We start from the raw sequence: 18,147 nt of genomic DNA on the forward strand, positions 1-18,147 counted from the left end.
TAATTCACGCGTCCCGGCGCAGCGCCCGATTTTCCGGGCCCCCGGCAACCACCCGGAACAGCAGCGGCGCCACCCCGGCCGTAGCCAGGTGGCGCCGCTCGAACGCGCAGGTCAGCTCGCTGAGATGTCAGCGACCGAACGTGTAGCTCGCGGTGACCGGGAGATGGTCCGAGGCGAGGGTGACGGGGACCTCGGCCGAGCCGGGGCGCAGGTCCGGCGTGTGCAGGAGGAAGTCGATCCGGGCGGTCGGGTTGTCGGACTCGATGGTGTAACCGGGGCCTACACCGACCTCGGCCCAGGTGTCGCGCCAGACGGCGGTCAGCGTCTTGATCTCCGGCGCCTCCGGCTTGGCGTTGAGATCACCGACCAGAATCGTCGGCTGCCGGGATCCGGCCAGCAGTTCCACCACCTTGTGAGCCTGCTCCAGCCGCTCGGCGTTGTTGTTCGAGGTCAGGTGGGTGTTCGCGAACCGCAGGTTCTGCCCGCGCACCTTGATGGTGGCGACGGCCAGGCCGCGCTGCTCCCCTTTCGGGTAGAGCGGCAGCAGAGTGTTGGTGAAGTTCTTGATCGGGTACTTCGACAGCATCGCCGTACCGTACTGACGGCGCGGTTCGCCCGGATTGACGGGCGGCAGATCGAGGTTCGCGGCGTACGCGAAGTGCATCTTCAGCCGCTGGGCCAGCCAGGCAGCCTGGTCGACCCAGTTGCTGCGCTCGCTCCAGTGCTTGTCGACCTCCTGCAGCCCGATCACGTCAGCGCCGGACTGCTGGATCACCTGAGCGATCCGCTCGAGGTCGAGGACGCCGTCGATGCCGGCGCCGTGGTGGATGTTGTAGGTCAGCACCTGCAACTGGCGAGCAGGCTTATGAGTAGGGGCGGCCGACGCCACTGCCGGGGTCAGCAGGAACAGACAGGTAAGGGCGACCATGAATCGTTTCCGCATGCCCTCATCCTGTCCGCATCCCGGCGACACCCGCACGACGTACGGGTGTCGCCGGCACGAACTCAGTGCTTGCGGACCAGCTTTCCGACCGCGCCGTTCGCACCCGACGCCCAGCAGCCGGCGTGGAAGCCGTGGCCGGCGCACTCGACGCTGTCGAAGCTGCCGTCGTAGAACTGCGTCCAGCTCCGGCCACCGTCCAGGCTGAAGTCACTACCCGACGGCCCGACCGCGACCACGGTTGCCGGCGACCACGGCACGAAGGCCGAGCCGCTGCGGTACCCCTTGGGCGCCTTGTCGGCCGCGACCAGCTTCCAGCTGCGACCGCCGTCGTACGTGACCGAGGCTGCGTTCACCGCCTCGGTCGGCTTCAGGAAGTCACCGCCGACCGCGACCCCGAAGAGCGGCCCGCGGAAGGCAAGGCTGAAGATGCCGGCCGCCGCACCACTGGCCATCGGCGAATCGGTCGCCTTCCAGTGCAGCCCGCCGTCGTCCGTGCGGAACACCCGCGGCCGGTCACCGCCGCCGGTCGCGAACCACGCGGTCCGTCCCGGCCCGGAGACCAGGCAGGTCCCGCTGGCCGCGAACGCGAATTCACCCGGCAGCGCTGCCGGCATCCCGGCGTTCGGCAGCACCGTCCACGACTCGCCGCCGTTCGAGCTCGACGCGATCCGGAACTTGCCGTCGACCGGGTCGCTCAGCGCGAGCCCGTGCGACCCACTGAAGTCGAGGCAGTCGTAGAACGCCGTCGCATCGGTGTTGCGGAACGTCTCGGTCCAGGTCTTGCCGCCGTTCGCGGTCCGGTATATCCGCGAGTCCTCGCCGTTGCCGATCGTCATCGCGACCGCCTGCTCGGAGCCGAAGGCCTCGATGTCGCGGAACTGCAGCGCCTCGGCTCCGGCCGGGCTGACGTTCTTCCACTTCTTCCCGCCGTCGGTGGTCCGCAGCACCTGACCGGCCGACCCCGCGATCCACGCGACGTCCGCGCTCACCGCAGCGAGCCCGCGGAACTGCGACGCGCTCCCCGGCGGCGTCAGCTCCCACTCGTACGACGGCCCGTGCCGCCCGCCGCTCGACGTACCGACAGCCTGAGCAGGCACCATCTGGGACACCGCCAACAGGATTCCCGCCGCCAGGGCGGCCGAGCGCAGGGTTCTCATGCCCGGCAAACTAACCCAGGACCCCGACATCCGATAGGCAACCCAACCAACAACTACAGCCGGTGAACCCGAGGTCACCCACGGGCCCACCGGCTGCTGGAAGGTCAGGCTGCGGTGAGGCGGAACGACTGGGCGGTGCTGCCGTTGCAGGTCAGCTGGACCAGTTGGGTGGAGTCGGCCGTGGAAGCGCCCGGTACTGCGAGGCACTTGTTGTTGAGGCGGCTGGTGAAGTGGAAGTAGCCGCTGCCCTCCGAGACTGCCTGCCACTGCTGGTTGGTGCCGTTGCTGTAGGTCCACAGCTGCAAGCCGGCATTGTCGGCCGAGGACACCCCGGTCACGTCGACCACCTTGGTGGCGTCGTTGCGGTTGTTGATCCGGACGAACCCGTCGGAGGTCGGCTGGAACTGGTACTGCTGCGCCTGCGATGAGTTGCAGGCGTATTGCTGAATGACAGTGCCGTTCGCGACACCGGCAGACCGGGCATCGACGCACTTGTTGTTGGCCTTGTTCGCCACCGAGTACCACGCGGTCGGCGACGGCTGGTCGACTGGCGGCACCGTCGTACCGCCACCGCCGAGCCACTTCAGCGCGTCCATCATGAACTGGTTCTGCGCCGGGCTGTCGAAGGTCGACGAGAGCCGGGTGTTCGTCTGGTAGTTCATCGCGTTGTGGCCGAAATTGGCGTAGATCATCTTGTAGTTCTTGTTGGCCCAGATGATCGGGTAGTAGCCGGAGTACCAGGTCTGGGCCGGGTCGGTGCCGACCGGGAAACTGGACGGGTCGATCGAGGCCAGGATCTGGATGTTCGGGTTGGTACGCAGGTCGTTCTGCCAGCTGTACCACTCACTCACCGACGAGCGGAACGTGGCAGGCGTGTTGACCAGTGAGGGGTGCGAGCGGTTCTCCGCCTTCAGGAGGCGACCAGCCCGTCCCAGTCCGGCAACCGGGGATTCTGGTACGCCGGTACGCCGCCGCTCGCCTGCGCGGCAGAACCGCCGGCCGGGAGCACCGGCGACGCGGGGGCGAGTGAGGGAACCGCCAGCACCATCGCACCGGCCGGCAGACCGATCAGGGCAGGCAGAACTTTCCGAGCGGCCCTTGGGCGGATCCCCTCAGTAACCAAGTCATTACGCGGAGAAATTTCAGGTCTTAAATTAACCTACGGACTAACCGGCGCAAAGACTTCGGCAAGCCTTTTCCGAAAGGTCTCTCACTTTTCCGTGCTGAGCAGCCGCTGACTCCCGATGACCGACAGCAGTTCGAGCCGCTCGGCGCTCACGCTGCCCGGCCTGGCGGTGAAAACCAGTAGTGTCTGCTGCTGCTCCAAGTCATCCAGCAGCTGGCAGTGCAGCTCCAGCTCGCCGACGCCCAGGTGGCGGAACCGCTTGGCTTCCAGGTGCCGGATCCCTACCTCGTGCACGCCCCAGAGCCGACGGAACTCCTCGCTACCGTCCAGCAGCGCTCGCAAGATGCTGCCCGCTCGTGACTTGTCCCCGTCGGTGGCGTAGACGGATCGCAGCCCCGAGACCAGGACCCGGCTGTGGTTGGCGCGCACCTCGTCATCGGCGTACAGGTCCCGTTCGCCTTCGCGCAGGAACCAGCGGTGGATGGCGCTCCGTTCGAGCCCTTCGAAGTTCGTCAGCTCGCCCTCGAAGGCGATGTCCATCGGCGTCTGCAGCAAGGTCTCGCCGAGCCGGTTCAGCACCTGGGCGGGGGTGTCGACCAGGCGGTCGATGATCCGTAGCAGGCCGGGATTCACGTGGTCGCCGCCGGCCGATCGCGGCGGAACGCCATGCCCTGCCAGGACATAGAGATGATCCCGCTCAGCCAGCGTCAGCCGCAGAGCGCGGGCGATGGCCGCGAGCATCTCCATCGACGGTTGCGGCCCACGACCGCCCTCGAGTCGGCTGTAGTAGTCGGTCGACATCACCGCGAGCGAGGCGACCTCCTCGCGGCGCAGGCCCGGAGTACGGCGCCGGCGGCCGCGTGGCAGGCCGATGTCCTCAGGCTGCAGAGCCTCCCGCCGTTTGCGCAGGAAGTCGGACAGTTCCAGGTACTCCATACCGTCCATTGTTCAGCAGCGGCGGACGTTAGCCACTGCTCGTCGAGCAGTGGCTGAACCGAGCCTGGTTGCGCGGTCCGATCCGCCCGACTGTGGAGACATGAAAACGACAGGCAACACGATCTTCCTGGCCGGCGGCACCTCCGGACTCGGCCTCGGGCTGGCACTGCGGTTCCGCGACCTCGGCAACAAGGTGATCATCAGCGGCCGGCGCAAGGAACTGCTGGACCGGCTGGCCGCCGAGCACCCAGGACTGGAGACGATCGCACTCGACGTCGCCGACCCGGACTCGATCACCGACACCGTCGAACAAGTCATCGCGGCCCACCCCGACGTCAACGTGGTGATCACGATGGCCGGCATCATGCTGCCGGAGAATCTGCTCGACGCGGGGCACCTGAGCGTCACCGAATCGACCGTGACCACGAACCTGCTCGGCACGATCCGGGTGATCAGCGCCTTCCTGCCCCACCTGGTGGCTCAGCAGGACGCGGCCATCCTCACCGTCTCGTCCGGCCTGGCCTTTGTGCCACTGGCGATCACACCGACGTACAACGCGACCAAGGCCGCCATCCACAGCTACACGCAGAGCCTGCGGCTGCAACTCGCGGACACGTCGATCCAGGTGATCGAGCTGATCCCGCCGGCCGTCCAGACCGCACTGATGGGCCAGGAGAACAGCGAGCACGCGCTGCCGCTCGAGGTCTACCTGACCGACACGATGGAGATCCTGCAGACCCGGCCAGACGTCGCCGAGGTCGTCATCGAGCGCGTCGAGTTCCTCCGCAACGCGGAGCCTGAGGGCCGCTACGACCAAACCGTCGCGGCCCTCAACTCACACTGACAACGCCCGCCGGCGCCACGCAGTACCAGGAATCAGTCGGCGAGCGCCTGCTCGATGCGCTCGACCTTGGCGGCGAGCTGGCCGGTGAAGCCGGGGCGGATGTCCGCCTTCAGCACCAGGCCGACGCGGGGCGAGACCGCGGTGACCGCTTCCACGGCCTGTTTCACCACCGCCATCACCTCGTCCCACTCTCCCTCGATGTTGGTGAACATCGCGTTGGTCTCGTTCGGCAGGCCGGAGGCGCGGACGACGCGGACCGCCTCGGCGACCGCCTCGCTCACGCCACCGGTCTCGTCCCCGGCAGCCGGGCTGATACTGAAGGCAACGATCATTCGTCCAGCATCTCAGCTGCCTCGTTGGCCCGGCGCTCGGCACCGGAGGTCGTCAGCAGCGGCTTCTCCTTGATGCACCGACATCATGAACAGATCCGCGGTCGCCGCGCCCGCAAAGGACGGCAAGGTCTTCTGCTCGACCCTGACCCCCGACCGCCGCTCGATGTGGTTGTGCACCGGCTGAGCATTCCTCCCCCGGAAAACACTCACCGGACGCACAAGGCGGTCAGCAGACCTTGCCGTTCCGCGCCTTTGTGCACGGCCTGAGCATGCGATCGGCCCAGAACACTCAGCCGATGCACAAAGACATCCGTACCGCGGGTAACCGGGGCGGGGTTTCCAGGCGCGGCCTAGGTGATCCGGTTCACGGTAAAGGCCTCTAGGGAAACATAGCTTTCCTATGTAATGTGGTTCTCCGTGATCGCTACTGACCTTTCGAAGCTTGGTGTTGATGTGGTGGTGGCCGCGGCGCGGCTGACGCGGCTGGCGAGCCGGGATGTGAGTTCGCTGCCGCATGCCGCGATGCGGCTGATGGGGCGGCTCGACGAGCTCGGGCCGACCCGGATCAGCGACCTGGCCAAGGCCGACCGTTGCTCCCAGCCGACCATGTCCAACCTGGTTCAGCGTCAGGAGGAGAACGGCTGGGTCCGGCGCGAACCCGACCCGGCCGACTCCCGCGCCAGTCTGATCAGCCTCACCGACGCGGGCCGGTCCGAGCTGGACCAGGCCCGGTACGAAGCCGGCGCGGCCATCGCCGCCCGGATGAGCCGGCTCGCGCCGTCCGACCTCGCCACCCTGCAGGCCGCGGTCACCGTCATGCATTCCATCCTCACCCTCGATCCGATGGAGGACACGCCCCGGTGAGTAGCAGCAACAGTTCCTTTCTGAAGCAACCCAAGTCGGTCTGGGCCGTCGCGTTCGCCTGTGTGGTCGCGTTCATGGGCATCGGCCTGGTCGACCCGATCCTCAAACCGATCGCGGAGCAGTTGCACGCGAGCCCGTCCCAGGTGTCGCTGCTGTTCACCAGCTACATGGCCGTCATCGGCGTCGCGATGCTGATCACCGGCGCGGTCTCGAGCCGGATCGGCGCGAAGCGCACGCTACTGATCGGCCTGGCCATCATCGTCGTGTTCAGCGCCTTGGCCGGTCTGTCCAACTCGATCGGCATGATCGTCGCCTTCCGGGCCGGCTGGGGCCTGGGCAACGCGCTCTTCATCGCGACCGCGTTGGCGACCATCGTCAACTCCGCCAGCGGATCCGTCGCGCAGGCGATCATCCTGTACGAAGCGGCGCTCGGCGTCGGCATCGCGGCCGGCCCGCTGGTCGGCGGTGAACTCGGCACGATCTCGTGGCGTGGACCGTTCTTCGGCGTCGCCGTGCTGATGACGATCGCACTCGCCGCGACCGCCTTCCTGCTGCCCGCATCGCCGCCGGCCCCTCGCCGTACGTCGATCATCGAGCCGTTGAAGGCATTGCGGCACCGGTCGCTGGCGACTGTCGCGGTCACCGCACTGCTGTACAACTTCGGCTTCTTCACACTGCTCGCGTTCACCCCGTTCCCGCTGGAGATGTCCGCCCGGCAGATCGGCCTGATCTTCTTCGGCTGGGGTATCGGCCTCGCGCTCACTTCGGTCTTCGCGGCTCCCCGGCTGCAGCGCCGGTTCGGCACGATCCCCGTAGTACTGACTTCGCTCGTGCTGTTCGGTGCCGACCTGGCCGTGATGGGCGTCTATGCGCACCACCGTCCGGTCCTCGCCGTCGGCGTGATCGTGGCCGGCCTGTTCCTCGGCGTGAACAACACCCTGATCACCGAGGCCGTGATGGCGGCAGCCCCGGTCGAGCGCGGTACCGCCTCCGCGGCGTACAGCTTCGTCCGCTTCTCCGGCGGCGCGGTTGCTCCGTGGCTGGCCGGCAAGCTCGGCGAAGAGGTCAACATCCAGCTCCCCTTCTACGTCGGCGCCTTCGCCGTACTGCTCGCGGTCGGTGTGCTCGCCTCCGGCTGGAAGCCGCTGTCCCACCTCCGTACTCCGACCGCCCACTCCGAGGCCGAAGCCGAGGCACTCACCAGCGCCGACGCCTGACCGGCACCCGCCCGCATCCTCTCCCTGATCCGGGGTTGTGTCCCGACCGACAGGCAATAGACCCGGAATCACCCCGCGCATCGTCCGGCTGAGCGTGCCGCCCGTACGCTCGGCCGACTATTACCTGTCGGTCGGGACGCGACCCCCGGATCGGAAGGCCTCTCTCATCAACCATACCAAACAGTATGGTATGTTCTGTGGCATGGCGACGAGAGCGGACTGGCTCGATACGGGTCTTCGACTGCTGGCCGAGGAGGGGGCGCCGGCCGTCACGATCGATCGGCTGACGGCCGGTCTCGGTCTCAGCAAAGGCTCGTACTACCACCATTTCCAGGGCGTCGGCGGCTTCCGGACCGCTCTGCTCGAGCACTTCGAGACGCTGTTCACCACCCGCTTGATCGACACGGTGGAAGAGAAGCCGGACACGACCGCCGAGGTGAAGCTGGTCCAGCTGATGGAACTCGTCCTGGCCGGCCCCGAAGACGCCAAGCTGGAGATCGCCGTCCGGGCCTGGGCGTTGCAGGACGGCGAGGCGCGGCAGGCGCAGGAGCGCGTGGACCGCGCGCGTACGCAGTACCTGCAGAGGCTTTGCCATGGTCTGGAAAGCAGCCTGATCGACCCGGACCGGCTGGCGGAGTTGCTTTATCTGATTCTGATCGGCGCCGAGCAGGTGCTGCCGCCCGTTCCGTCGGAACGGCTGCGCGGCCTGTACGCCGACACTTTGCGACTGGCCACCGGCAGGTCGCTGCTCCAGCCCTGAGGAGGCACCATGGCCGTTCGTACCGATCTGCCCGAGTTGACGGATCTCCTTCCCACCGCCGATGTCGTCGACGTGAAAACCGCGACCGGCACCGTCACCCTGCGCGAGTTCATCGCCGGTTCGCTCGGCTCGTCGCCGATCTGGATCAAGGCGCTGTTCGCGGTCCGCATCGTCGTCGCCAAGGCGCTGCGACTGGACACCGCCTGGGTGCCGCCGCAGCCCCGACTGCGACCCGAAACCGTCAGCTTCACACCAGGCGATCCGGCGGCGTTCTTCGAGGTCGTCCGCGGCGAGGAGGACCACTACCTCCTGCTCAAGGTCACCGACAACCACCTGATCGGCTACCTCGCCTACATCACCGACGACGCCTCCCCCGACCGCAATTTCAAGGTCGTCACCCTGGTCCACTACCTACGCCCGGTCGGCCGCTTCTACTACACCGCAATCAGCCCGTTCCACCACCTGGTCATCCACAACATGATCCGCTCAGGCCTACGCGCTAACCGCTGAACGTCCGCGCTACCGCAGTACGGCAAGGAGGGCGTGGAAGTCGGCTCGGTCGAAGTCGCGCGCGCCGATCAACGCCTGGAGGAGGATGCCGTCGAGGGCGGCGACGAGCAGGCTGGCCTTGTGCGGATCGCTGGTGAAGCTCCGTGCGATGTCCGTCAGCGGCCCGAGCCAAGCGGCCGCCGCCTCTCGTAGCGCGGGTCGACGGGCGGCCAGGAGATAAAGCTCGTACTCCGCGAGCGTGCGTCCCCGCCGATAGACCAGGCAGTGCTCGATCAGCCGGGCCAGCTCATCGGCCGGCCGGGCGCCGAGCTCATTGACCCGCTCCTGCAACTCGGCGGCAAGATCCTCGGCGGCCCATGTCAGCGCCGCCACCAGCAGGTCGTCGAGGCTCGCGAAGTGGTACGTCGTGGACGCCAGCGACACTCCGGCCTCGGCCGCGACCGCCCGGTGGCTGACCCCCGCGACGCCGTCGCGCTCCACCACGGCAAGGGTCGCGATCAGCAGCTCGGTCCGCCTGGCCTGACCGCGGACCCGGCGGCCGTCGACTCGCCTGGCAACGCCCCTGACCTGCACGAACGCCAAACTATCAGGACAGACGTACTGATTGTTTTTCGCCTCCCAAATCGGCGGAATGCGCCGAAACGCGACATAGGCTCGTCGCCGTGACCGATCACGACTCCTCCCCTGAGACCGGCCAGCTCCACACCATCTCGAGTCCTCCCCCCAGGCCCGCAACCCCCGCACCGACCAGTACCGCGATGCGCCGCGCGCTGAAGCGGGCCGACGACGGGAAGATGCTGGACCCGGCCGAGGTCGAAGTACTGCTGGCCGCTTCCGGCGACGCACTGACCGCCCTGATGGCGACGGCCGCCCGGGTCCGGGACCAAGGTCTCGCCGATGCCGGACGCACCGGGATCGTGACGTACTCCAAGAAGGTGTTCATCCCGCTGACCCGGCTCTGCCGCGACCGGTGTCACTACTGCACGTTCGCGACCACCCCCGGCCGCGTGCACGCACCGTTCATGAGCCCGGACGAGGTGCTGGAGATCGCCCGGCAAGGCGCCGCGCTCGGTTGCAAGGAAGCGCTGTTCACGCTCGGCGACGCGCCTGAGGACCGCTGGGACGCGGCGAAAACGTGGCTCGAGGAAGCGGGCTACGACAGCACGCTGGACTACGTGCGGGCGATGGCGATCCGGGTGCTGGAAGAGACCGGGCTGCTGCCGCACCTCAACCCGGGCGTGATGTCGTGGCAGGACCTGCAGCGGCTGAAGCCGGTCGCGCCGAGCATGGGCATGATGCTGGAGACCACCTCGCGCCGGCTGTTCGAGGAGAAGGGCCAGCCGCACTTCGGCTCGCCCGACAAGGACCCGGCGATCCGGCTGCGGGTGCTGGAGGACGCGGGCCGCTCGAACGTCCCGTTCACCTCCGGGCTGCTGATCGGCATCGGCGAGACCCTCGAGGAACGGGCCGACTCGGTCTTCGCGCTGCGCAAGATCGCCCGCCAGTACGGCGGGATCCAGGAGGTCATCATCCAGGGGTTCCGGGTGAAGCCGGACACGGCTATGCGCAACGACGCGGACATCCCGCTGGACGAGTGGCTGGCCGCGATCGCCGTCACCAGGATCGTGCTCGGACCGCGGATGCGCGTCCAGGCCCCGCCGAACCTGGTCGACCTGGCCGAGTGCAAGCTGCTGCTCGATGCCGGCGTCGACGACTTCGGTGGCGTCTCGCCGCTGACCCCGGACCACGTGAACCCCGAGCGTCCCTGGCCGCAGCTCGACGACCTGACCAAGGTGACGGCGGCAGCCGGATTCACCTTGCGGGAAAGGCTCACCGCGCACCCGGAGTACCTGCGTGAGCCCTGGCTGGACCCGCGGCTGATCTCGCACGTCGAGGCGTTGGTCGACCCCGAGACCGGGTTGGCGAACGAGGACGCGTACCCGAAGGGCCTGCCGTGGCAGGAGCCCGACGGCGGCTGGGACAGCGTTGGGCGGACCGACCTGCACACCGCGATCGACACCGAAGGACGTCGTACGGAGACGCGGTCAGACTTCGACGCGGCGTACGGAGACTGGGACGTACTGCGTGAGGACGTCGCCGCTCGCCGCGCCGGGGAAGTCAGCCCGGAGCGCATCGACGCCGATGTGAAGGCCGCACTCGCCGCCGCCGAAGACAACCCGGCCGGACTGTCCGACGCGCAGGCACTGACGTTGATGACCGTCACCGGTCCGGCGCTCGACGAGCTCGCCCGTATCGCCGACGACCTGCGCAAAGAGGTCGTCGGCGACGAGGTGACGTATGTGGTCAACCGGAACATCAACTTCACCAACGTCTGCTACACCGGCTGCCGGTTCTGCGCGTTCGCCCAGCGGCGCACCGACGCGGACGCCTACTCGCTGTCGATGGACGAGGTCGCCCAGCGCGCCGAAGAGGCGTGGGTGATCGGCGCGACCGAGGTCTGCATGCAGGGCGGCATCCACCCGGACCTGCCCGGTACGGCGTACGCGGATCTCGTCCGGGCGATCAAGGAACGCGTGCCGCAGATGCACGTCCACGCGTACTCGCCGATGGAGATCGTGAACGGGTCGGTCCGGACCGGACTGTCGATCGAGGAGTTCCTGATCTCGGTCAAGGAGGCCGGGCTGGACAGCATCCCCGGTACCGCGGCCGAGATCCTCGACGACGACGTGCGCTGGATCCTGACCAAGGGAAAGTTGCCGACGGCAAGCTGGATCGAGGTCATCTCGACCGCGCACAAGGTGGGACTGCCTTCCAGTTCGACGATGATGTACGGCCACGTGGACTCACCGCACCACTGGGTCCAGCACCTGCGCACCATCGCCGCGGTGCAGGACCAGACCGGCGGGTTCACCGAGTTCGTGCTGCTGCCGTTCATCCACACCAACTCGCCGATCTACCTGGCCGGCGTGGCCCGCCCGGGCCCGACGTACGACGAGAACCGCGCGGTGCACGCGATGTCGCGGATCATGCTGCACGGCCGGATCGACAACATCCAGTGCTCCTGGGTCAAGCTCGGCACCGACGGCTGCGTCGCCGTCCTCAACGGCGGCGTCAACGACATCGGCGGCACCCTGATGGAGGAAACCATCAGCCGGATGGCCGGCTCCAAACACGGCTCCCGCAAGTCGATCGAAGAACTCACCGCGATGGCCACCGCCGCCAACCGCCCCGCCCGCCAGCGCACGACGACGTACGGCGAAGTCCCCGCCCGCCCGCTGGGCGAGCTCGAGCTGGCCTGACCCGCAACACCCGGCACGGCCAACCAGGCAAGAAGAAACGCCGGCCGTGTCGGGTGTCGGTCACCACCTCACTGGCGACCGGCACCCCGGCGACACGGCCGGCGTCTTGCTTTGCCCCGAGAGGGCGTTCGGCCCCGAAGGAGGGAGGTACCGCCGTCTCATTCCGCAACCGGCAGGGGAGGTACAGTCCGGTTCCGGACGGGAGAGCCGCGAAACTTCCTAGAGCCTGTTGCCAGCGACCCGTCCGCCGCCGACAACTGAACGTTGTCACGCGGCGCCGGAGCGCCGCCACGAGCGGGATCAAACATTTGCATTGATCTTGACTAAGACCACGCTTCGTAAACAGCTGCTCACTAATCGTAGAGAAGTTGCCTGCCGCAACAACTATCAGGGTGATCTCAGTACGGGTAGGTGTCGTCCCGGCGGGTGGGATCAAGGTCCCACAGCGAGAACTCCACGACCTTGTGGGACTCCTCGCCACCGGCCGGGCTGAGGCCGAGGCCGTCGTAGTCCTTGGAGCCGATGCCGTCCAGGTAGCCGAGCAGCTCGAAGGCCGACCGGGCGTCCTCGATGTCGTCGATGACGTCGTCGTTCTGGGCCTCGTCGGCGCGGCTGCGGACGTAGGCGATGAACGCCTCCGGATCCGTCACCACGAAGTCGTAGCGGGCCTGGTAGCTCAGCCGGATCCCGTTCTCGGGGACCAGCGGCTCGTCCAGGTCGTCCAGCGCGGCGCCCTCTACCATCTCCCGGTAGTCGGCCGGATCGTCGAAGTCGTCCGGGCCGAGCGGCAGGTCGTCCAGCTCGTCGGGATCGTAGGAGTCGATGCCGAGGAAGATGTCACCCCAGCCGCGCTCATGGACGGCGTCGGCGAGCACGCGGGCCTGGACCCGGACGTTCTCGATCGCTGTGGTGGCCCGTAGGTCATGCAGGTCCAGCGCGTCGGCTTGTTCCAGCAACACCCTCGCCAGGTCGCGGGCGGCCTCGGCAGCCGACGCGGGCTCAATCGGCTCACTCATGCTGTGACGGTACAACCATCGGCACGTCGACCGCCGCGCCCGGTACGCCGAACGCGTCCACCAGGTCGTCCGCGTGCGGCCTGACCTGGGCGCAGAGCCCGTTCACCAGGGCCGTGACCGCCTTCGATCGCGGCCCCGACAACCGGCCGTGTTCGATGTACCAGGCGCGCTCCGCCTCGATCGTCGCCAGCGCGTGCAAGTCGTACAACTCCTTCAGCCGCTCCCGCGTCTCCCCCTCCGGAGCACCCTGTACGCCGGCCAGGAACGCCTCCAGTACGACGCGGTCCACGTGCGCCCGGCCGGCCGCGATCACGTGGTCCTGGCACCGGTTGAACACCTCGAACGGCTCGATCCCGGCGTCGATCCCCGCCTTCAGCCGACGGGCCACCCCGGCGAGCATGTGCTCCTCGCGGAACCGCACCATGCCGCAGTGGTACGCGTCGTCGCGGAGGCCCGCGTCGGGGTCGGCAGCGTCGTTCCGGTTCGGCACTACGTCACGTAGCCGCTCGACGAGAGTCCGCAGCGCTGTCTTCTCCACCGCGATCTCGACCGCCTGGGCCGCGATGAACCGGGCCGTACCGAGCGGGTCGAGCTTGCCGAACGACTCCCGGTAGCCGGTCAGTAGTCCCTTGGCGACCAGTTGCAGCAGGACGGTGTTGTCACCCTCGAAGGTGGTGAAGACGTCCGTATCGGCCTTCAGACCGGCCAGCCGGTTCTCCGCGAGATAGCCGGCCCCGCCACAGGCCTCCCTGCACATCTGGATCGCCTCCGTCGCGTGCCAGGTGCCGAGTGCCTTCGTTCCGGCCGCCTGGGCCTCGAGGGCGCGGCGGTCGTGCTCGTCGTCCTCGGTTCGGCCCTCACTGTCGAACAGCCGGACGAACTCAGCGACCAGCTCGGCCTGGGCGAAGTGCAGCGCATAGGTGCGGGCGAGCAACGGCAGCAGCCGACGCTGGTGCATCCGGTAGTCCAGGAGCAGCGCCTCCTCCGCACTGCCGGGCGCGCCGAACTGGCGCCGCCTCCCGGCGTACCGGATGGCGATCGTGAGAGCCACCTTGCTCGCGTTGATCGCGGCACCGCCGACCGAGACGCGCCCCTGGACGAGGGTGCCGAGCATGGTGAAGAAGCGGCGGTCCGGGTTCTCGATCTCGCTGGTGTAGGTGCCGTCGGCATCCACCTGCGCATACCGGTCGAGCAACGCCGTCCGGGGAACGCGGACCTGATCGAAGACGATCCGGCCGTTGTCGACGCCGTTCAGGCCGAGCTTGGGTCCGCAGTCGGTGAGCGTCACGCCGGGCAGCGGATCGCCGTCCTCCGAGCGGATCGGGACCATCAGGCAGTGCACGCCGTGAGTCTCGCCGCCGACCAAGAGCTGAGCGAAGACGGCGGCCATCCGGCCGTGCCGGGCGGCGTTGCCGATGTAGTCCTTGCGCGCTGCCGCGTCCGGGGTGTGGATGACGAATTCCTGCGTCGAGGGGTCGTACGTCGCGGTGGTGCCGAGCGCCTGGACGTTCGAGCCGTGCCCGGTCTCCGTCATCGCGAAGCAGCCGAGCAGCCGGCCGTTGATCGCGTCGGCCAGATACTGCTCGTGGTGCCGGGTCGTGCCCAGTTGCAGGATGGCGCCGGCGAACAGGCCGAACTGCACCCCCGCCTTCACCATCAGCGAGAGGTCGCCGAAGGCCAGCGTCTCGAACCCGGCGATGAACCCGCCGAGGTCACCCTGCCCGCCGTACTCCTTCGGGAACCCGCGGCCGGGATGCCCGTCCGCGGTGATCTGCTGCAGCATCGCGAGCACCTGGTCGCGGTACTCGTCGCGGGGCAGTCGCAGCCCCGCGTCCAGCAGACCGGCGTGCTCGGCCAGCCCGTCCCGGACGACATCGCGGGCAGCTTTGTGCGGCCCGTCCAGATAATCCCGCAGCCCCGTCGCGCTCATGGTCCAAACCTATGCCGCCGGGATGCACGCTCAAGAACCGTGGGCGGGGTGTCGTGAGCGACTGGTAAGCGAAAAGTGGCATACGAGATCCTCATCTGCGGCGATAAGATGCTGTCTGTGCCGAATTTGCGGATCAGTGAGGCGGCCGCGTTGCTCGGAGTCAGCGATGACACCGTGCGGCGCTGGGTCGAGCAGGACCGGTTGCCATCTGTGCAGGACGGCGGCCGGATGGCTGTCGACGGCCGGGAACTCGCGGCCTTCGCCCAGCAACTGGCCGAGACGCCCGAGCCGGGCGCCACGACGGCTGCCTCGGCCCGGAACCGGATGCGAGGCATCGTCACGCGGGTCGTCAAGGACGGCGTGATGGCTCAGGTCGAACTGCAGGCCGGACCGTTCCGGGTCGTCTCGCTGATGAGCCGGGAGGCCGCCGACGAACTCAACCTGGAGCCAGGCGTGATCGCAGTCGCGTCCATCAAGTCCACTCACGTAGTAGTCGAGATCCCGGAGGCCTGATGTTCCGCCGTACCGTAGCCGTGGCACTTACCGCGGTCGCCGCTTTTTCACTCGCGGCCTGTGGCAGCGAGGACACCCCGGCCGCCGGCCCGTCGTCGAGCTCGTCCTCGTCGTCCACCCCGGCACTGTCCGGCACGATCAACGTCTTCGCGGCCGCGTCGCTCACCGGCACCTTCACCCAGCTCGGCAAGGACTTCGAGGCCGCCCACCCGGGCGTCAAGGTGGTCTTCAACTTCGCCGGTAGCTCGGCCCTCGCGCAGCAGATCAACCAGGGTGCGCCGGCCGATGTGTTCGCCTCGGCCGCGCCGAAGAACCTGGACCAGGTGACCGACAAGGGCACCGCGACCACGTTCGTGAAGAACAAGCTGGAGATCGCCGTCCCGAAGGGCAACCCGGGCAAGATCACCGGGCTGAAGGACTTCGCCGACAAGGACAAGAAGATCGCCATCTGCGCCGTCCAGGTGCCGTGTGGCGCGGCGGCCAAGAAGGTCTTCGACGCCACCAAGATCGTCGCCCAGCCGGACAGCCTGGAGCAGGACGTGAAGGCCGCGCTGACCAAGGTGCGCCTCGGTGAGGTCGATGCCGCACTGGTCTACAAGACCGACGTACTGGCAGCCAAGGACAAGGTCGAGGGGATCGAGTTCCCGGAGGCCGACAAGGCGGTCAACGACTACCCGATCGCGACGCTGACCAAGGCGAAGAACCCTGACGGCGCGAAGGCGTTCGTCGATTACGTGCTGTCCGCCCAGGGCAAGACCGTGCTCACCGAAGCCGGCTTCGACGCCCCGTGAGTAGCCGCGGGCGCAGGAGGATCGGTGGGCGACTGCCCCTGATCCTTCTGCTGCCTGCGCTCCTCGGCCTGGCCTTCCTGCTCGTCCCGCTGATCGGCCTGCTCGCCCAAGCGCCTTGGTCGACACTGCCGTCACGCTTGTTCAGTGCAGACGTCGGGCAGGCCCTCAAGCTCTCTCTGCTCTGTGCAAGCGCCGCCACCCTGCTCTGTCTCTTCCTAGGCGTCCCACTGGCGTGGCTGCTTGCCCGTGCTGAGCTACCGGGCCGCGGTCTCATCCGCGCCCTGGTGACTGTCCCGCTGGTCCTCCCGCCCGTAGTAGGTGGTGTCGCGCTGCTCCTGGTGCTCGGTAGGCGCGGGCTGGTCGGGGAGCACCTCGACCTCTGGTTCGGCTTCTCGCTGCCATTCACCACAGCCGGGGTGATCGTCGCGGAGGCGTTCGTGGCGATGCCGTTCCTGGTGATCTCGGTGGAAGGCGCCCTGCGCGCGGCAGACCCGCGGTACGAAGAAGCAGCCGCCACTCTCGGCGCAGGCCGCTGGCTGACTTTCCGGCGGGTCACCCTGCCGTCGATCGCGCCCGGCATCGTGGCGGGCGCTGTGCTGTGCTGGGCCCGCGCCCTCGGCGAGTTCGGCGCCACAATCACCTTCGCCGGGAACCTTCCCGGCCGTACTACGACGATGCCGCTGGCTGTCTATCTCGCACTGGAGACCGACCCCGACGTCGCCGTAGTACTGAGCGTCGTCCTGCTCGCAGTCTCGGTCGTGGTTCTCGCCTGCCTACGGGAACGCTGGATCAGTGGTCTGCGATGACCCTGTACGCCGAACTCCGAGTCACCCGAGCCGCCTTCCAGCTGGACCTGGACCTCACCGTCGAGCCAGGCGAGGTGGTCGCCCTGCTCGGCCCCAACGGCGCGGGCAAGACCACCGCCCTGCGCGCTATCGCCGGGCTGCTGCCAGTCACCGGGGGGCGGATCCGTCTCGGCGACGAGGTCTGGGACGAGCCGCCACGGGTGTTCCGCTCCGCCGACCGGCGCCCGATCGGCGTGGTGTTCCAGGACTACCTACTGTTCAACCACCTCACCGCACTCGAGAACGTCGCCTTCGGACTGCGCGCCCGCGGCGTGGACAAGCGAATCGCCCGCGCCGAGGCAGCCCGCTGGCTCGAGCTGGTCGGACTCGGCGACCACCTGAAGAGCCGCCCGCGCTCGCTCTCCGGCGGTCAGGCCCAGCGAGTAGCCCTGGTCCGCGCACTGGCCACCTCACCCGAGCTTCTGCTCCTCGACGAGCCCCTGGCCGCTCTGGACGCCAGTACGACGCTGCACGTGCGCGCCGAACTGGGCGAGCACCTTCGGAGGTACGAAGGCCGCACTCTCCTGGTCACGCATGACCCGCTGGACGCGATGGTCCTGGCCGACCGTCTCGTCATCGTCGAGCACGGCCGGATCGTCCAGGAAGGCGCTCCGACCGAGATCGCTCGCCGCCCGAGGACGGAGTACGTCGCCCAGCTCGTCGGCCTCAACCTCTACCGCGGCACCGCCGACGGCACCACCGTCGCCCTGACCGGCGGCGGCTCCCTGACGATCGCCGCACCGACGTCCGGCAACGTCCACGTGGCGTTCCCGCCATCCGCAGTCAGCCTGTACGCCGAGCAGCCGGCCGGCAGCCCACGCAACACCTGGCCCGCGGTGGTCGCGGGACTCGAACAGCACGCCCACACCGTCCGCGTCCGCCTCGACGCCTCCCCCAGCGGCCCACCCACGCTCCTCGCCGACATCACCCCCGCCGCCGTCGCCGAGCTCCGGCTCACCCCCGGCCAGCACCTGCACGCCACCCTCAAGGCCACCGAGATCCAGACCTATCCCAGCTGACCGGTCCGACTCACAGACAGTTGCCTGCCGCAACGAAGGATTGAGCGGATACTGAGCACGACCGCTGGACCCGGGCGTTGGGAG

General features: G+C 68.2%; 19 protein-coding genes. 10 read left to right on the forward strand and 9 right to left on the reverse strand.

Translation table 11 applies throughout. From position 1 onward, the window contains the following. Nucleotides 1-127 precede the first annotated feature (127 nt). The 5 genes from F1D05_RS17220 to F1D05_RS17240 form a co-directional block, all read right to left on the reverse strand. The gene (locus tag F1D05_RS17220; RefSeq protein WP_185448604.1) at nt 128-943 is read right to left on the reverse strand and encodes an endonuclease/exonuclease/phosphatase family protein; all 816 of its coding nucleotides are present in this window, start codon (nt 941-943) and stop codon (nt 128-130) included. Between the two features lie 62 nt (nt 944-1,005). After that, a complete protein-coding gene (locus tag F1D05_RS17225; protein ID WP_185448605.1) occupies nt 1,006-2,100 on the reverse strand; it encodes a WD40/YVTN/BNR-like repeat-containing protein in 1,095 nt (364 codons plus the stop codon). Between the two features lie 104 nt (nt 2,101-2,204). Further along, nucleotides 2,205-2,951, reverse strand: a complete 747-nt coding sequence (locus F1D05_RS17230; RefSeq protein ID WP_246486773.1) for an RICIN domain-containing protein — start codon at nt 2,949-2,951, stop codon at nt 2,205-2,207. Nucleotides 2,952-3,010: 59 nt separating this feature from the next. Next, complete coding sequence (locus tag F1D05_RS17235; RefSeq protein WP_185448606.1) at nt 3,011-3,223, reverse strand: hypothetical protein; 213 nt, start codon at nt 3,221-3,223, stop codon at nt 3,011-3,013. 87 nt (nt 3,224-3,310) lie between these two features. After that, entirely contained in the window at nt 3,311-4,162 is an 852-nt protein-coding gene (locus tag F1D05_RS17240) for a helix-turn-helix transcriptional regulator (protein WP_185448607.1), read from the reverse strand. Between the two features lie 100 nt (nt 4,163-4,262). Between F1D05_RS17240 and F1D05_RS17245 the strand changes: the two genes are divergently transcribed. Continuing rightward, nucleotides 4,263-5,006: an SDR family oxidoreductase gene (locus F1D05_RS17245; protein ID WP_185448608.1), complete on the forward strand. Its 744-nt coding sequence runs from the start codon at nt 4,263-4,265 to the stop codon at nt 5,004-5,006. Between the two features lie 32 nt (nt 5,007-5,038). Here the strand turns inward: F1D05_RS17245 and F1D05_RS17250 are convergent, their stop codons facing one another. Further along, nucleotides 5,039-5,338 carry a thiamine-binding protein gene (locus tag F1D05_RS17250; RefSeq protein WP_185448609.1) on the reverse strand — a complete coding sequence of 100 codons (300 nt, stop codon included), beginning with the start codon at nt 5,336-5,338 and terminating at the stop codon, nt 5,039-5,041. 417 nt (nt 5,339-5,755) lie between these two features. Here F1D05_RS17250 and F1D05_RS17255 point away from each other — a divergent pair, with 417 nt between their 5' ends. The 4 genes from F1D05_RS17255 to F1D05_RS17270 all read left to right on the forward strand — a co-directional run bounded on the left by F1D05_RS17255 (nt 5,756) and on the right by F1D05_RS17270 (nt 8,689). Continuing rightward, nucleotides 5,756-6,202 carry a MarR family winged helix-turn-helix transcriptional regulator gene (locus tag F1D05_RS17255; RefSeq protein ID WP_185448610.1) on the forward strand — a complete coding sequence of 149 codons (447 nt, stop codon included), beginning with the start codon at nt 5,756-5,758 and terminating at the stop codon, nt 6,200-6,202. Beyond that, a complete protein-coding gene (locus F1D05_RS17260) occupies nt 6,199-7,419 on the forward strand; it encodes an MFS transporter (RefSeq protein WP_206686242.1) in 1,221 nt (406 codons plus the stop codon). The genes F1D05_RS17255 and F1D05_RS17260 overlap by 4 nt, the downstream gene beginning before the upstream one ends. A 202-nt stretch (nt 7,420-7,621) precedes the next feature. After that, entirely contained in the window at nt 7,622-8,179 is a 558-nt protein-coding gene (locus F1D05_RS17265) for a TetR/AcrR family transcriptional regulator (protein WP_185448611.1), read from the forward strand. A gap of 9 nt (nt 8,180-8,188) precedes the next feature. Then, the gene (locus F1D05_RS17270) at nt 8,189-8,689 is read left to right on the forward strand and encodes a DUF2867 domain-containing protein (RefSeq protein WP_185448612.1); all 501 of its coding nucleotides are present in this window, start codon (nt 8,189-8,191) and stop codon (nt 8,687-8,689) included. A 9-nt stretch (nt 8,690-8,698) separates the two neighbouring features. Here F1D05_RS17270 and F1D05_RS17275 read toward each other — a convergent pair whose 3' ends face one another. Beyond that, on the reverse strand, nt 8,699-9,262 hold the full coding sequence (locus F1D05_RS17275; RefSeq protein WP_185448613.1) for a TetR/AcrR family transcriptional regulator: 564 nt from the start codon (nt 9,260-9,262) through the stop codon (nt 8,699-8,701). 134 nt (nt 9,263-9,396) lie between these two features. Here F1D05_RS17275 and F1D05_RS17280 point away from each other — a divergent pair, with 134 nt between their 5' ends. Next, a complete protein-coding gene (locus F1D05_RS17280) occupies nt 9,397-11,949 on the forward strand; it encodes a bifunctional FO biosynthesis protein CofGH (RefSeq protein WP_185449211.1) in 2,553 nt (850 codons plus the stop codon). Between the two features lie 398 nt (nt 11,950-12,347). On the opposite strand, the gene F1D05_RS17285 is transcribed toward F1D05_RS17280, so the two are convergent. Both F1D05_RS17285 and F1D05_RS17290 read right to left on the reverse strand, forming a co-directional pair. Then, the gene (locus F1D05_RS17285) at nt 12,348-12,965 is read right to left on the reverse strand and encodes a hypothetical protein (protein ID WP_185448614.1); all 618 of its coding nucleotides are present in this window, start codon (nt 12,963-12,965) and stop codon (nt 12,348-12,350) included. Further along, a complete protein-coding gene (locus tag F1D05_RS17290) occupies nt 12,958-14,895 on the reverse strand; it encodes an acyl-CoA dehydrogenase (RefSeq protein ID WP_185448615.1) in 1,938 nt (645 codons plus the stop codon). The genes F1D05_RS17285 and F1D05_RS17290 overlap by 8 nt, the downstream gene beginning before the upstream one ends. A gap of 108 nt (nt 14,896-15,003) precedes the next feature. On the opposite strand from F1D05_RS17290, the gene F1D05_RS17295 reads away from it, so the two are divergent. Genes F1D05_RS17295 through F1D05_RS17310 form a run of 4 tightly spaced genes read left to right on the forward strand, consistent with a single transcriptional unit; the run spans nt 15,004 to nt 18,063 of the window. Continuing rightward, nucleotides 15,004-15,408, forward strand: coding sequence for a TOBE domain-containing protein (locus F1D05_RS17295; protein WP_206686243.1), 405 nt, complete (start codon nt 15,004-15,006; stop codon nt 15,406-15,408). Next, nucleotides 15,408-16,199, forward strand: coding sequence for a molybdate ABC transporter substrate-binding protein (gene modA / locus F1D05_RS17300; RefSeq protein WP_185448617.1), 792 nt, complete (start codon nt 15,408-15,410; stop codon nt 16,197-16,199). The genes F1D05_RS17295 and modA overlap by 1 nt, the downstream gene beginning before the upstream one ends. After that, a complete protein-coding gene (modB, locus tag F1D05_RS17305; RefSeq protein ID WP_185448618.1) occupies nt 16,196-17,005 on the forward strand; it encodes a molybdate ABC transporter permease subunit in 810 nt (269 codons plus the stop codon). The genes modA and modB overlap by 4 nt, the downstream gene beginning before the upstream one ends. Continuing rightward, nucleotides 17,002-18,063, forward strand: a complete 1,062-nt coding sequence (locus F1D05_RS17310) for an ABC transporter ATP-binding protein (RefSeq protein ID WP_185448619.1) — start codon at nt 17,002-17,004, stop codon at nt 18,061-18,063. Before modB ends, F1D05_RS17310 begins: the two co-directional genes overlap by 4 nt. Nucleotides 18,064-18,147 lie beyond the last annotated feature (84 nt).

Source organism: Kribbella qitaiheensis (genome assembly GCF_014217565.1).
GTDB classification, from domain to species: domain Bacteria; phylum Actinomycetota; class Actinomycetes; order Propionibacteriales; family Kribbellaceae; genus Kribbella; species Kribbella qitaiheensis_A.